Source organism: Desulfoluna butyratoxydans (assembly GCF_900699765.1).
GTDB lineage: Bacteria > Desulfobacterota > Desulfobacteria > Desulfobacterales > Desulfolunaceae > Desulfoluna > Desulfoluna butyratoxydans.
The window spans coordinates 655,320-668,706 of sequence record NZ_CAADHO010000002.1; the positions used below are offsets into that span (position 1 = coordinate 655,320).

General features: G+C 59.6%; 9 protein-coding genes. 3 read left to right on the top strand and 6 right to left on the bottom strand.

Annotated features, from left to right (window positions below; genetic code table 11):
- Positions 1-105: 105 nt before the first annotated feature.
- The 3 genes from MSL71_RS07845 to MSL71_RS07855 all read right to left on the bottom strand — a co-directional run bounded on the left by MSL71_RS07845 (position 106) and on the right by MSL71_RS07855 (position 4,532).
- Positions 106-1,722 carry a carboxyl transferase domain-containing protein gene (locus MSL71_RS07845; RefSeq protein WP_180138470.1) on the bottom strand — a complete coding sequence of 539 codons (1,617 nt, stop codon included), beginning with the start codon at positions 1,720-1,722 and terminating at the stop codon, positions 106-108.
- A gap of 618 nt (positions 1,723-2,340) precedes the next feature.
- The gene (locus MSL71_RS07850) at positions 2,341-3,378 is read right to left on the bottom strand and encodes an acyl-CoA dehydrogenase family protein (RefSeq protein WP_180138472.1); all 1,038 of its coding nucleotides are present in this window, start codon (positions 3,376-3,378) and stop codon (positions 2,341-2,343) included.
- 11 nt (positions 3,379-3,389) lie between these two features.
- Complete coding sequence (locus tag MSL71_RS07855; protein ID WP_180138474.1) at positions 3,390-4,532, bottom strand: acyl-CoA dehydrogenase family protein; 1,143 nt, start codon at positions 4,530-4,532, stop codon at positions 3,390-3,392.
- Between the two features lie 837 nt (positions 4,533-5,369).
- Here MSL71_RS07855 and MSL71_RS07860 point away from each other — a divergent pair.
- The 3 genes from MSL71_RS07860 to MSL71_RS07870 all read left to right on the top strand — a co-directional run bounded on the left by MSL71_RS07860 (position 5,370) and on the right by MSL71_RS07870 (position 7,936).
- Entirely contained in the window at positions 5,370-7,019 is a 1,650-nt protein-coding gene (locus tag MSL71_RS07860) for a BCCT family transporter (RefSeq protein ID WP_180138477.1), read from the top strand.
- 21 nt (positions 7,020-7,040) lie between these two features.
- Positions 7,041-7,724 carry a S1 family peptidase gene (locus MSL71_RS07865; RefSeq protein ID WP_180138479.1) on the top strand — a complete coding sequence of 228 codons (684 nt, stop codon included), beginning with the start codon at positions 7,041-7,043 and terminating at the stop codon, positions 7,722-7,724.
- Between the two features lie 65 nt (positions 7,725-7,789).
- Positions 7,790-7,936 (top strand): hypothetical protein, encoded by a 147-nt coding sequence (locus MSL71_RS07870; protein WP_180138481.1) that lies wholly within the window; start codon positions 7,790-7,792, stop codon positions 7,934-7,936.
- 198 nt (positions 7,937-8,134) lie between these two features.
- On the opposite strand, the gene MSL71_RS07875 is transcribed toward MSL71_RS07870, so the two are convergent.
- The 3 genes from MSL71_RS07875 to ispG form a co-directional block, all read right to left on the bottom strand.
- Complete coding sequence (locus MSL71_RS07875; protein WP_180138483.1) at positions 8,135-10,285, bottom strand: RelA/SpoT family protein; 2,151 nt, start codon at positions 10,283-10,285, stop codon at positions 8,135-8,137.
- Positions 10,286-10,475: 190 nt separating this feature from the next.
- Complete coding sequence (gene proS, locus MSL71_RS07880; protein ID WP_180138485.1) at positions 10,476-11,996, bottom strand: proline--tRNA ligase; 1,521 nt, start codon at positions 11,994-11,996, stop codon at positions 10,476-10,478.
- 72 nt (positions 11,997-12,068) lie between these two features.
- Positions 12,069-13,145, bottom strand: coding sequence for a flavodoxin-dependent (E)-4-hydroxy-3-methylbut-2-enyl-diphosphate synthase (gene ispG / locus MSL71_RS07885; RefSeq protein ID WP_180138487.1), 1,077 nt, complete (start codon positions 13,143-13,145; stop codon positions 12,069-12,071).
- Positions 13,146-13,387 lie beyond the last annotated feature (242 nt).

The window sequence follows — 13,387 nt, forward strand, 5'->3', positions numbered from 1 at the left end:
CGCCAACTCTTCGTCTCGGCCTTCAACCTGCATCAGCGGTTTGCGGTGCGACAAGCGAGGGCTCGGAGCATTCGCGAGCCTGGGGTCCAGGGGATTATTCCCTGGTCACATCCTGAACACTCCAAACCCTTCCTTGTCGTCACGCAGGGGGGCGTTGAGGGCTGCGGAGATGGAGAGGGCCAGGACGGTGCGGGTGTCTTTGGGGTCGATGATGCCGTCGTCCCAGAGGTGGGAGGTGCTGTAGTAGGCGTCACCTTCCTTTCGGGCGGCGTCCATGACCGGGACCTTGATCTGATCAACCATCTCGTCGGTGAGGGGCGGCTGTCCTTCCCGGGCGAGCTGGTCGTTTTTGACGGTGACAAGGACGCCTGCGGCCTGCTCTCCGCCCATGACGCCTATTTCGTGGCTGGGCCAGGTCCAGAGGAGGCGGGGGCTGTAGGCCCTGCCGCACATGCCGTAGTTTCCGGCGCCGAAGGAGGCCCCCACCATGACGGTGAACTTGGGCACCGAGGCGGTGGCCACGGCGTTGACCATCTTGTGGCCATCCTTGGTTATGCCCTGGGCCTCGTAGGCCTTGCCGATGATGTAGCCGTTGATGTTCTGGAGGAAGACCAGGGGGATGCCACGCCGGTCGCAGAGCTGGATGAACTGGGTGGCCTTGAGGGCGCTCTCGGAGAAGAGGATGCCGTTGTTGCCAAGGATGCCCACGGGGTAGCCGTGGATATGGGCGAAGCCGCACACCAGGGTAGAGCCGTACAAAGGCTTGAATTCGTGGAAGTCGCTGCCGTCCACGAGGCGGGCGATGATCTCTCGGACATCGTAGGGTATTTTCAGCTCATGGCTGACGATGCCGTAGAGCTCTTCGGGGTCGTAGAGGGGCTCGGTGGGCTCGGCCATGGGCATGGTGCTTTTGCCGTTTCCGGGAAGCTGGCGGACAGACTCGCGCACCATGGCAAGGGCCTGGGCATCGTCCTGGGCCTGGTAGTCCGAGACCCCGGACTCCCGGCAGTGGAGGTCGGCCCCGCCCAGCTCTTCGGCGGTGACCTCTTCGCCAGTGGCGGCCTTGACCAGGGGCGGGCCGCCCAGAAAGATGGCTCCGGTGCCCTTGACATGGACCACCTCGTCGCTCATGGCCGGGATGTAGGCGGCCCCGGCCGTGCAAAGCCCCATGACCGAGGTGATCTGAGGGATGCCCATCTTGGACATCATGGCCTGGTTGTAGAAGACCCGGCCTCCGTCGTCGATGTCGGGAAACACCTCGGACTGCAGGGGTAGAAAGGCCCCGCCCGAATCAATGAGATAGACCGTGGGCAGGCGGTTCTCCATGGCCACGGCCTGGCACCGGAGGGTCTTTTTCACCCCCATGGGGTAGACCGTGCCCCCTTTGATGGTGGGGTCGTTGGCGTGGACCATCACCTCCCGGCCGTGGATCACCCCGATGCCCATGACGCTGCCCGCACCGTGGACCTTGCCGTCGTACTGGCCGTAGGCTGCCAGGGCCCCCAACTCCAGAAAAGGCGTGTTGCGATCCAAGAGAAGGTCGAGGCGCTCCCGCACCGACAGCTTGTTCTGCTGGGCCAGCCGGGATTTTGCCTTGTCCGACCGGGCCTCCCGTGCCTCCTTGAGCCGTTCCTTCAACATCCCTACCCGCTCGGACATCGCCTCCACATTTTTCCGGTAGGTCTCAGACGTCGTATCCACCGCAGATCTGATAACAGCCATATATCCTCCGTATTTGGAATCATTTTTTAGGGCACAGGAAAAAAACAAAAGCGTGCCTTCTATGGTTAAAGTGCAAGGAAAAGCCTGTCTCCGGCGGCGAGGGTGGCGAAGCCACTATAGCGAAAAACACCTCGAAAGCTTATTGCCATTGCGCTTTGCCCTTCGTTCCTCAGGACAATGCGCAATGGCTTTCGGCTCGGGCTGCGCCCGACATGAACTCTGATGGTTGATGCGGACTGGATCACAAGCTTCGACGTTACAGGATACGTTGTCACCACCTGCCCTGTGTTGATTTAACCGCACGGCCTCCGGCGGCGAGGGTGGCGAAGCCACAATAGCGAAAACATCTCGAAAGCATATTGCCCCAGCGCTTTGTCCCTCGTTCTTCGGGTTAAAGCGCAAGGGCCTTGGGCTCGGGCTTCGCCCGAAACATATGTTGGTGGTTTGTACGAGCGATGCAACAAGCCTTAAAGGGTTAAGATTCGTTATCGTAACTCGTTGACTATTTGGCTTAAACCGGCCTATCTCCAAAGGAGTCGGGAAATTTTAAAACCTGTTTGTCAAGCTTTTCAAAAGCTTGGCCCCCGGCAGGGCCGCCGGAGGCTGTGTTTTATGCCGTTAATATTTCAGCAGCATGTTGCCGATGGCCTCTTTGGTCTGGCCCACGGAGGCGCCTTCCACGCGCAGGGCCTGGATGGTTGCCAGGCGGTCGGCGGGGCCTCCTTTTTCAAAGCCTTGTTCGCCCATGACGGAGAGGGCGGAGGAGACGATCTCTTCGGCGGCGTCGCTGCAGAAGACCCGGGCGCAGTGTGCGGCCATGGCGGCGTCGCTCTCTTCGGTGGCGATGAGGGCCGAGGCGTTGGCGTTCATGAGGCGGCTGGTCTGGAGCAGGGTGTACATGGTGGCCAGGGTGAAGCCCACTTCCTGACGTGCGATGGGGGGCTTGCCGCCGCCGGGTTTGGTTTTGGCCGCTTTTTTGGCCTGTTCAAAGAGGGCGGCGGCGTGGCCGGTGGCTTCGGAGGCCTGGAGCTGGGTTTTTAAGAGGGTGAGAAGAGAGGCCATGGGGGCGCTTGGCTCAAGGACGGTCACGTGGGTGTGGGCAAGGCTTGCGCCGCGGGCCGTCAGGGTAAACAGGCCGGTGGCTCCCCGGGTGAGGGAGATGTCCGGGGTTCCCTGTTCGATGAGAAAAAGGGCCGGGGCTTCGTCCACGGTGCCTGCGGCCACGATAAGGTCGGCGATGTCGGCACCGGGGATGCCCGTTAAGGTACCGGATATGAAGGTCTCGTTTGTGTGGGGTGTCCCGGTGAGGCCTTTTGCGCCCGGAGGGGTCTCAAAGGCTGCGGTGGCAAGGGTTTTTCCGCTTTGGACGGGGGCTACCCACTCTGCCTGCCAGGATTTCTGGCCAAACCGTTCCATGAGGGGCGCTGCAATGCGCAGGCCGTATTCTACGGTGCGGTAGGCTGTGGGGTTCCATTGGGCCAGGCGTTCCTGCGCACCGGGAAGGGCGGTGGCGAGGCCGGGGGCGTCCAAGGTGGTGTAGCCGGTGTCCGAGAGCAGGTTGATGAGGGCTTTGGGGTGCTCGTCGGGGTGGGTGCCGAGGATGGTTTCAAGGGAGAGGAACAGGTCGCGTTCTTCCCGGGTGTGCTCAAAGTTCATGGCAGGTCCCCCTATATCATTTTGGAGATGATCATTTTCTGGACATCGGAGGTGCCGCCGCCGATGGGGGCGAGGCGTCCGTCCCTGAAGATGCGTTCCATGCCGTACTCGTGGCAGTAGCCGTATCCGCCGTGGAGCAGGAGGGCGTCGTTGCTTGGGCCCAGGAGCCAGTCGCCCACAAAGAGTTTGGCCACGGCCGCTTCCAGGTGGTTGACGGGCTTGCCCTGGCCTTTGCACCAGGCGATACGGTAGACGAGGAGTTTGGCCGCTTCGGCGAAGATCTTCATGGAGGCGAGCTTCTCTTTGGTGGCGTAGAACGCGCCGATGGGGCGCCCGAACTGTTCCCGGCCTTTGGCGTAGGCCACGGAGCGGGCAAGGGCGTGGTTGATGCCGCCCACCATGGGGGAGAGCAGGGCGCTGCGGTCCCACTCCACGGTCTGCATGGCCATGAGAAAGCCCGTGCCTTCGGTGCCCACCAGGTTTTCCGCAGGGATGACGCAGTCGGAGAAGAAGAGCTCCGAGGTCTGGGAGCTTCTGCAGCCCAGTTTGTTCATGGGAGGGCCTGCCTCAAAGCCGGGGGTGCCTTTTTCCACGATGAATGCGGAAATGCCGTCGTGGGCTTTTTGGGGGTCGGTTTTTGCGTAGATGAGGGCCACATCGGCGATGGGGCCGTTGGTGATGAAGGTTTTGCTGCCGTTTAACACATAGGTGTCGCCTTTTCTGGTGGCCGTGGTTTTCATGGAGGCGACGTCGGAGCCGGCGTTGGGTTCGGTGAGCCCCATGCAGCCGATTTTTGCGCCGGAGATGAGGTCCGGCAGGTATTTTTGCCTTTGGGCCTCGGTGCCGTGGCAGCAGAGGGTGTCGGCGCAGAGGAAGGAGTGGGCGCCGTAGGAGAGGGTGAGCCCTCCGTCCACACCTGCTTCACCCAGGGCCTCTCCTGCCAGTACCGTGGTGACCACGTCGGCGCCGGAGCCGCCGTAGGTTTCCGGGAGGTGGAGGCCCAGAAGGCCGAACTCTCCCATTTTCCGAAAGGCGTCAAAGTCGAAGGTGTGGTTCCGATCGTTCTCTTCCACGCGAGGGACGATCTCTTTCCGGGCGAATCGGATCACCTCTTTTTTGAACATCAGTTGGTCTTTGGTAAACGCGAATTCCATAAGGCCTCCAGGGGTGGGATGGATGGATCCGGCGAAAAGGCAGGGCCGGCGGGAAGCTTGGGTAAAACGCAATTCCATAATTGAATGATATTCAGAATAAAAATATAATTCATATCAAAAGTCAAGAAAAGAGTGGGAAAATTCGGGGCAAGGGCCAGGTATTACCCGACATTTCCGGGGGCGGCAGGCCGAATACGGCATGGCGATGAATTCCCATCTAATATTAGGAAATCTTGTGTTGAAAATGTCCCATTGTCCGAAAATTTAAATCTGTGAAACAGCGGGTTACGTGTATGGCGAGATTCCCTTGATGGGCGCACGTCTGCGCCATAAGGCTTGGATGGGGCGCTGTTAGCATCATAATTACAAGGGTTTTAAAGTTCCCTTATTTATGTTAGCCTGTTTCGGTTTTTGCGAGATGACTGACTTTACCGTGCTTTTTAAGTGCGGTCATGTTTTGAAAAGTTATTTGAAAACACATTGTTGCTTTATTGCTTTCTTAGTATTTTAAATTTCGAGTGGTCTGCTGCTCGTGTAAGGTATGAAGTGAGTGATCATCCCGCATGTTTTCCCGGCCCACGGTAAGGTTGTCCTTAATGCCCGCGGGCCGGATTCCGGTTGTTCCGGAGAGGCGAGAAGGATCTGCAGGCATATTTTGCATGGGGCCCGCACGGCAGCTTTCCGGCAGCAACACCCGAGGAAATCAGGTTTATGGCTTGATTTCCTCGGGTGTGCTGCAGGGTTTCATGATGCTCCGAAGGCCCGTTTATACAGGGTCGGCGGCCAGGGATCTTCATCGCCCTTCGGGTTTCTTGAAACACTCAGTGGATTTTTCTTATGACAGACAGCGAGTTAAACCCTCAGGGGGCTTCCGATGCCTCTTCTGCGCCTTCGGGCGCGTCTCCCCGCTTTGATGTCCATCCCCAGGTTTTTTTCACCTCAGCAGCCATTATTGTTGGCTTTGTGGTGTTCACCATCTTTTTTCATCAGAAAGTCGGCGATTTTTTCGGTCCGCTTCAGGCGGCGATTTCCTCCAATGCCGGCTGGTTTTTTGTCTGGACCATGAACATCATTCTCTTTTTTGCCCTCTACCTGATGTTCAGTCGGTACGGAGATATCCGGCTCGGGGGGGAAGACGCCGAACCTGACTTCAGCACCCTCAGCTGGTTTTCCATGCTCTTTTCCGCGGGCATGGGCATCGGCCTTCTTTTTTACGGGGTGGCAGAGCCCATGTACCACTTCGGTGCCAGCCCGTTTCCTTCAGATGGCCCCACGGAAGCGGCGCGAACCGCCATGGCCATCACCTTTCTCCACTGGGGGTTCCACCCCTGGGCCGTCTACTCCATCGTGGGGCTGGCCCTGGCCTTTTTCAGCTTTAACAAAGGGCTTCCCCTCTCCATCCGTGCGGTGTTCTACCCCCTGCTCGGGGAGCGTATCCACGGTTTCTGGGGCAATGTCATCGATATCCTGGCCACGGTGGCCACCCTTTTCGGTGTGGCCTCTTCCCTGGGGTTCGGTGTGCAGCAGATCAACGCCGGTCTGGCCCACCTTTTCGGGTGGGAGCAGAGTGCCACCACCCAGCTATGGCTCATCGCAGGGATTACGGCCATTGCCACGACGTCTGTGGTGAAGGGGCTGGATGCGGGGATCCGAAGGCTCTCGGAACTCAATGTCTGGCTGGCCACGGGGCTGTTGCTCTTTGTTCTGGTGTGCGGTCCCACGCTCTTTATTTTCAACGGCCTCCTCGAAAACATCGGATCCTACATTCAGAATTTTCCCAAGCTGGCCACCTGGAGCGAAACCTTTGAGAACACCAACTGGCAGAACGGCTGGACCGTCTTTTACTGGGGTTGGTGGATTGCCTGGTCTCCCTTTGTGGGGATGTTTATCGCCCGAGTCTCCAAGGGGCGCACCGTCCGAGAGTTTATCATGGGGGTCCTCTGCATTCCGGCCTTTGTCACCTTTGTGTGGCTGACGGTGTTCGGGAACTCCGCACTGTTCATCGAGATGTTCGGTGGCGGCGGCATTGCCGAGGCTGTGGCCAAGAACGTGCCGGTCTCTTTGTTTGTCCTCCTTGAGCACTTTCCGTTATCCGGCATCTCCTGTGTGCTGGGGGTTCTCGTGGTGGTGAGCTTTTTTGTGACCTCGTCGGACTCGGGGTCCATGGTCATCGACATCATCACCGCCGGCGGCAACCCGGATCCCCCCATTCCCCAGCGCCTTTTCTGGGCCATTCTGGAAGGGGTGGTGGCGGCGACCCTGCTGCTCTGCGGCGGCCTGGCCGCCCTGCAGTCTGCGGTGATCACCACGGGGCTGCCCTTTGGCATTGTCCTGATCATCATGTGCGTGAGCCTGAAGAAAGGGCTCAACGAGTACATCGGGGTCCAGACCTTCAGCGTGAAGACCGGCAAGAAGAAGGGCGAAGAGTTTGAGATCGAGGGTGCCGAGGCCCCCCACGTCGTGTTTGCGCGCAAGAAAAGCGCCTGATCTGCAAAAGGAGGATAAGCGATGTTACAGGATGTGAGTCAGAAATTTGCAGGCGGGTGCATGATGCTGGTGCGGAAGAAGGAGAGCTCCGTTGTGTTTTTGGGGACGGCCTTTCTCATGCACGACGACGGGTACTTGCTGACGGCAGCCCACCTCATTGAGGAGGACCCCGAAGGCTTGATGGTGGTTCCCACGAGCAACCCGGACGATTTCATGCCCATCAGCCTGGATCGGGTGTCGGCCATGAGCGTCTCGGTGGCGGCTGCGGACACGGTCCACAATGTGGCGCTTCTGGAGATCGATCGAAACCTGCGTATCCGGACCCCGGATCACCTTGGGGGGACCACCGAGAACCTGATTATAGGCACCAGCCTTCTCAGCCTCGGGTTTCCCTTCGGCCACGATGAAATGCATAACCTCGTGGCCCAGAGTGCGATCCTGAGTTCCAAGGTGTGTTCCAGGAACGGAAAGCGGCTTTTGCTTTTCGACACCATGGTGTTTGACGGCGTGGCCGGAGGCCCCCTGGTGAATGCCGATGACGGCCGGGTTATCGGGGTGGTCATCGGGCGGTTTTCCCCGGTTGAAGACGGTGGGGATTTTGCCCGGGGCAGTCGGCCTTCGGGATACGACACCCAGATCAGCTATGCCGTCTCCATTGAGTACGGCCTGGCCTTGATGGAAAAAAAGGGGCTTGAGGTGTCCTGACGAACCTGATGTGACCTGTTGAAAAATAAAAAAACGCCTTCGGTGAGAACCGGAGGCGTTTTTTTGTGGCTGGCATGACTGGCTGGACGGTTAACATCGTGATGACCTATGCCCTGAACATTCACGAGTTTCTGGAGGAAGAGACCCGAACCTTCACCGCCGTAGCCTCCGGTGATTTCGACACCCGAGTGCCAGCGACACCAACCGGATGATTGAAGGCCTTAAAGAACAGAATTTTAGGGTGGCGCGGCTTCGGGGCCTGATTATCAACAGCATGGCCTCCCTCGCCGAGGAGGCGCTTTCCTCCATGAAAACGACATCCATTCTGCTGTTTTTTTATGGCCTGTGTGTCAAAACCAGCCCCAAAAAATCGGCAAAAGTCTGGCCCCGGCAGGGCCGCCCAAGGCACATCAGTCGCCGATTCGGCGCACCTCTCGGACGGAGCGGATGCGCTTGATGTTCTGGATGACCTTTTTGATCTGGTCGGTGTTGCTGACATTGAGGGTAAAGGTGCATTCGTAGCCGCCCTGGTCCTGGCGGCTCATGACAAGGTCCACGATGTTGGCGCGGCTGTCGCTGATGGCCGAGGTGATCTTGGCCAGCAGGCCCACCTGGTCCTGGGAACGCACGAGGATGCTGACGGGCAGGCTTTCCTGGGTTTCGCTGGCCCAGGTGACGTCCACGCAGCGCTCCGGGCTCATGGTAAGGGCATTGGTGCAGTTGCTGCGGTGGATGGTGATGCCCTGGCCCTGGGTGACGTAGCCGGTGATCTCATCCCCGGGCACGGGGTTGCAGCATTTGCCCAGACGGATGAGGATGTTGTCGATGCCCTTGACGATGACGGCATCCCCCTCTTTCTTCTTTCGTGATCGGCCCATGAGCCGGTGGAAGAGGGAGTGTTCGGGTTTCTCCTGCTTGCTCTCCTGGGGGAGGAAGCGGTTTGCCACCTGACGGGGGGTCACCTTGCCGTAGCCCACGTTTTCCACGAGGGAGGAGGCGCCCTTGAAGCCGAAGGCGGCGGCGGCCTCTTCCATCTCCGGCGTTGCTGAGAGCTTGTTGAAGTTGAGGCCGTGCTTCCTGAACTCTTTTTCCAGCAGGTCCTTGCCCAGGGCCACGCTGTGTTCTTTCTCCTCAGAGCGGATGAAGTGCCGGATCCTGGAGCGGGCTTTTACGGTCTTTACAAAGCCGATCCAGTCCTTGCTGGGGGTGTTGCCCTTGGTGATGATGATCTCTACGGCGTCGCCGGTCTGGAGCTCGTAGGTGAGGGAGACCAGGCGGCCGTTGACCTTGGCGCCGCTGCACTGGTTGCCCACCTCGGTGTGGATGGCGTAGGCAAAGTCGATGGGGGTGGCACCCTTGGGCAGGGTTTTTATCTCCCCCTTGGGGCTGAAGACGTACACCTCGTCCTGGAAGAGGTCGATGCGGACGTTCTCCATGAACTCGCCGGGGTTCTTCACGTTTTCCTGGTTCTCCACCAGGTCCTGGACCCAGGCGTAGGCTTCCCCCAGCTTCTCGTCGGCCACCTTGCCCTCTTTGTAGGACCAGTGGGCGGCGATGCCGGATTTGGCGACTTTGTCCATCTCCTTGGTGCGGATCTGCACCTCGATGCGGTGCCCGCCGGGTCCCACCACCGTGGTGTGGAGGGACTGGTACATGTTGGGCTTGGGCACGCCGATGTAGTCTTTGAATTTTCCGGAGATGGGGTTCCAGGTGCTGTGGATGATCCCTAAGGCCGTGTAGCACTGGGGGATGGTGTCCAGGATGATGCGGAAGGCCACGAGGTCGTAGATCTCGTCAAAGGTGAGCTGCTGGGAGACCATTTTGTGGTGGATGCTGTAGAGTTGCTTGTAGCGTCCCATGACCTGGCCGTGGAGCCCTGCATCCTCCATGAGCTCCTTGATGCGGTTTTTGGTGGAGGCGACCACCTCTTCCTGGGACAGCTGATCGTCTTTCACCTGCTCCCGGATTTTCTTGTACTCTTCGGGTTGCAGGGTTTCAAAGGCGATGTCCTCGAGCTCCTGTTTGAGCCAGTAGATCCCCAGGCGGGAGGCGATGGGCACGTAAAGGTCCATGGTCTCCTTGGCGATCTGCCGCTTTTTCTCCTCGCGCTTGTGGAACTTCAGGGTGCGCATGTTGTGGAGGCGGTCGGCCAGCTTGATGAGGATGACGCGGATGTCGTTGGCCATGGCCAGGATCATCTTACGGATGCTCTCGGCCTGGCGCTGCTGGGAGGTGGCAAAGCTGAGTTTGCTGAGCTTGGTGACCCCGGCCACGATATGGCACACCCCGGTGCCGAAGTACTGGGCGATCTCCTCTTCGGTGGCGTGGGTGTCTTCAACCACGTCGTGGAGCAGGGCCGCAGCCACGCTCTCCACGTCGAGTTTCATGTCGGCCAGGATGTAGGCCACTTCCAGGGGGTGGGTGAGGTAGGGCTCTCCGGACAGGCGTGTCTGGCCGTCGTGGACGCGCGCGGAAAAGATGTAAGCCCTTTCCACGATGTCCAGGTCGGCATCGGGATGGATTTCTATGATTCTGTCCAGGATATCGTTTATACGGATCATCGGTACTGCTGCCTCACCACGTGGCCCCGGGGCCATTTTTTACGTTAAGGTTTTTTTGCACATGTAACGGTTCAGCCTTTGGTAACGCGACGCGTTAAAGCGCAACGTTTAAAGAAAACCGTTTCGTTACGTTGACATCAAACAAAAACCAAAGGGGCCGTCACCGGATGTGGCGGCCCCTTTGGGGGTATTAGTATGCCTTGGCGAAGATCACCCGTTTTTTGCTGGGTTTGCCGCAGCAGATGCAGGTGCCCTCTTCTTCCTCGCCTTCAAAGGGGATGCATCGGATGGTGACCTTCAGGTCGGTTTTGATCTTTTCTTCACAGTCGCCGTCTCCGCACCAGTGGGAGAGGGCAAACCCGCCGTGGATTTCGGGCTTCTCTTCATTTTCCGGGGTGAACCAGGCGTAGAAGGCCTCTTTGTCGTCCATGGGACGGGTGTTGGCTTCTCGGTGGGCCAGGGCCCGGTCGAAGAGGGTCTGCTGGATCTCGTCCAGGATGGCGGGCAGGGTGGCCAGGAGCTCTTCGCGCTTGACGCCGCGCTTCTCCTTGGGGGAGAGGTCGCGGCGGGCCATGAAGACCGAGTCCTCTTTCATGTCCCGGGGGCCGATCTCGGCGCGGACGGGAATGCCTTTTTTGATCCAGTCCCAGCCTCGGGCGCCGCCGATCTCGCGCTCGTCCACTTCCACTTCGATGGCACGGCCGTGGTAGGTCACCTGGGAGAGCTCTTCGGCCAGCTTGCGGGTGTAGGCCAGCACCGCCTCTTTCTCTTCGGGCTTGCGGAAGATGGGCAGGAGCACGATGTGGGCCGGGGCGATGCGGGGGGGCATGATGACGCCGTCGTCGTCGCCGTGGGTCATGATCATGCCGCCGATGAGGCGGGTGGAGGTGCCCCAGGAGGTGGTCCAGGCGTACTCTTCTTTTTCATCGGCGCTCTGGAAGGTGATGCCCGATCCCTTGGCGAAGTTCTGGCCGAGGAAGTGGGAGGTCCCAGCCTGCAGGGCTTTTCGGTCCTGCATCATGGCTTCGATGCAGAGGGTGTCCACGGCGCCGGGGAATCGTTCGGAGTCTGACTTGCGGCCCCTGATTACCGGCATGGCGAGATACTCTTCAGCAAAATTGGCGTAGACCTCCAGCATCTGCTCGGTGCGGGAAATCGCCTCTTCGGAGGTGGCATGGGCGGTGTGCCCTTCCTGCCAGAGGAACTCACTGGTGCGCAGGAAGGTCCGGGTGCGCATTTCCCAGCGCACCACGTTGGCCCACTGGTTGATGAGGACGGGAAGGTCCCTGTAGCTGGTGATCCATTTGGCAAAGGAGTCCCCGATGATGGTCTCGGAGGTGGGGCGCACGATGAGGGGCTCGGCGAGCTCCCCTGCGGGCACCAGGCCCCCTTCGGGCCCTGCTTCAAGGCGGTGGTGGGTCACCACGGCGCACTCCTTGGCAAAGCCCTCCACGTGTTCGGCTTCTTTTTCAAGGAAGCTCAAGGGGATGAAAAGGGGAAAGTAGGCGTTTCTCACGCCGGTTTTTTTGAACTTGGCGTCCATGGACTTCTGGATGTTTTCCCAGAGGGCATAGCCCCAGGGCTTGATCACCATGCACCCGCGCACAGGGGAGCTTTCGGCCATGTCGGAGGCCTTGACCACCTGCTGGTACCACTGGGGGTAGTCTTCGGTTCGGGTGGGGGTAATCGCTGTCTGTACCTTTTTTGCCATTGTCGTCCTCATGGGTATATCGGCCGGTTTTTAATGCAGGCCGTGATCGTTTCTTTATGGTCTGTTGAGTCGTTACGCTTTATTTTTTTCAAAATCATCGATGGCGGCCAGGAGCACCTCCACCAACTGATCTTCGGGGAATTTTTTCACCACCTGCCCCTTTTTGAACAGAATCCCGATGCCGTGGCCGCCCGCAACGCCGATGTCGGCTTCCCGGGCTTCTCCGGGGCCGTTGACCACGCATCCCATGATGGCGATCTTGATGGGCGTCTTTCGGCCGATGAGGGCCTGTTCCACCTGTTCCACGATGGAGAACAGGTCGATGTTGCAGCGGCCGCAGGTGGGGCAGGAGACGATCTCCGGGCCGAAGCGCCGGAGTTCCAGGGACTTTAAGATCTCCTGGCCCACGCGGATCTCCTCCACGGGGTCCCGGGTCAGGGAGACGCGGATGGTGTCCCCGATGCCCTCGGAGAGGAGCATGCCGATGCCGATGGAGGATTTTACCACCCCGGGAAACAGGGAGCCAGCTTCGGTAACCCCCACGTGCAGGGGGTAGTCCACCTGACCGGAGAGGAGGCGGTAGGCCTCCACAGTGCGTGTGACGTCCGACGCCTTCAGGGAGATCTTGATGTCGAAAAAGTCGAGCTCCTCAAGGATACGGATGTTCTCCATGGCACTGGCCACCATGGCCTCGGGGGTGACCCCGTCGAACCGGTCCAGGATCTCCTGGGAGAGGGACCCGGCGTTGACCCCGATGCGGATGGGCAAGCCGCGTTCCTTGGCGCAGGTGACCACCTTGACGACCTTTTCCCGGCTGCCGATGTTCCCCGGGTTGATGCGCAGGGCATCGGCTCCGTTTTCAGCGGCGGCAATGGCCAGCCGATGGTCGAAGTGGATGTCTGCGATGAGGGGAATGGCGATCTCTTTTTTGATGGCGGCGATGGCTTCGGCCGCCTCCATGCCGGGAACCGCCACCCGGACGATCTCGCACCCTGCCTCTTGCAGGCGGTGGATCTGGGCCACGGTGGCCTTGATGTCTTCGGTGCGGGTGTTGGTCATGGACTGCACCGAGATGGGGGCGTCACCGCCCACGGCCACCCCTCCGACACGGAGGGTTCGTGTTTTTTTTCGTGTCTGAACCAGGGACATGGGTCGTATCTCTTTCGTCGGAAGGGGCCGGTGCCATACGGCTTCGGCAGGGTGGGGCCGTTACGGGCCGGGGCAGACTCACCCCGGCGCGATGCCGTGGGGCTTGGCGAAAGCGCCTTCCAACTGTTATTGTATCAGACGGGTTGTGGGCAAACCAGACGGTTCCCTCTCGTCGTGATGCATGTCTGAACGTCGGGCTCCCGGAAATGTAACAAACAGATCACTTGATTCACGGGGTTGCC

Bases quoted from the DNA above. Each gene is read 5' to 3' on its own strand.
- MSL71_RS07845 (WP_180138470.1), bottom strand. From the start codon at position 1,722: ATGGCTGTTATCAGATCTGCGGTGGATACGACGTCTGAGACCTACCGG.
- MSL71_RS07850 (WP_180138472.1), bottom strand. From the start codon at position 3,378: ATGAACTTTGAGCACACCCGGGAAGAACGCGACCTGTTCCTCTCCCTT.
- MSL71_RS07855 (WP_180138474.1), bottom strand. From the start codon at position 4,532: ATGGAATTCGCGTTTACCAAAGACCAACTGATGTTCAAAAAAGAGGTG.
- MSL71_RS07860 (WP_180138477.1), top strand. From the start codon at position 5,370: ATGACAGACAGCGAGTTAAACCCTCAGGGGGCTTCCGATGCCTCTTCT.
- MSL71_RS07865 (WP_180138479.1), top strand. From the start codon at position 7,041: ATGTTACAGGATGTGAGTCAGAAATTTGCAGGCGGGTGCATGATGCTG.
- MSL71_RS07875 (WP_180138483.1), bottom strand. From the start codon at position 10,285: ATGATCCGTATAAACGATATCCTGGACAGAATCATAGAAATCCATCCC.
- proS (WP_180138485.1), bottom strand. From the start codon at position 11,996: ATGGCAAAAAAGGTACAGACAGCGATTACCCCCACCCGAACCGAAGAC.
- ispG (WP_180138487.1), bottom strand. From the start codon at position 13,145: ATGTCCCTGGTTCAGACACGAAAAAAAACACGAACCCTCCGTGTCGGA.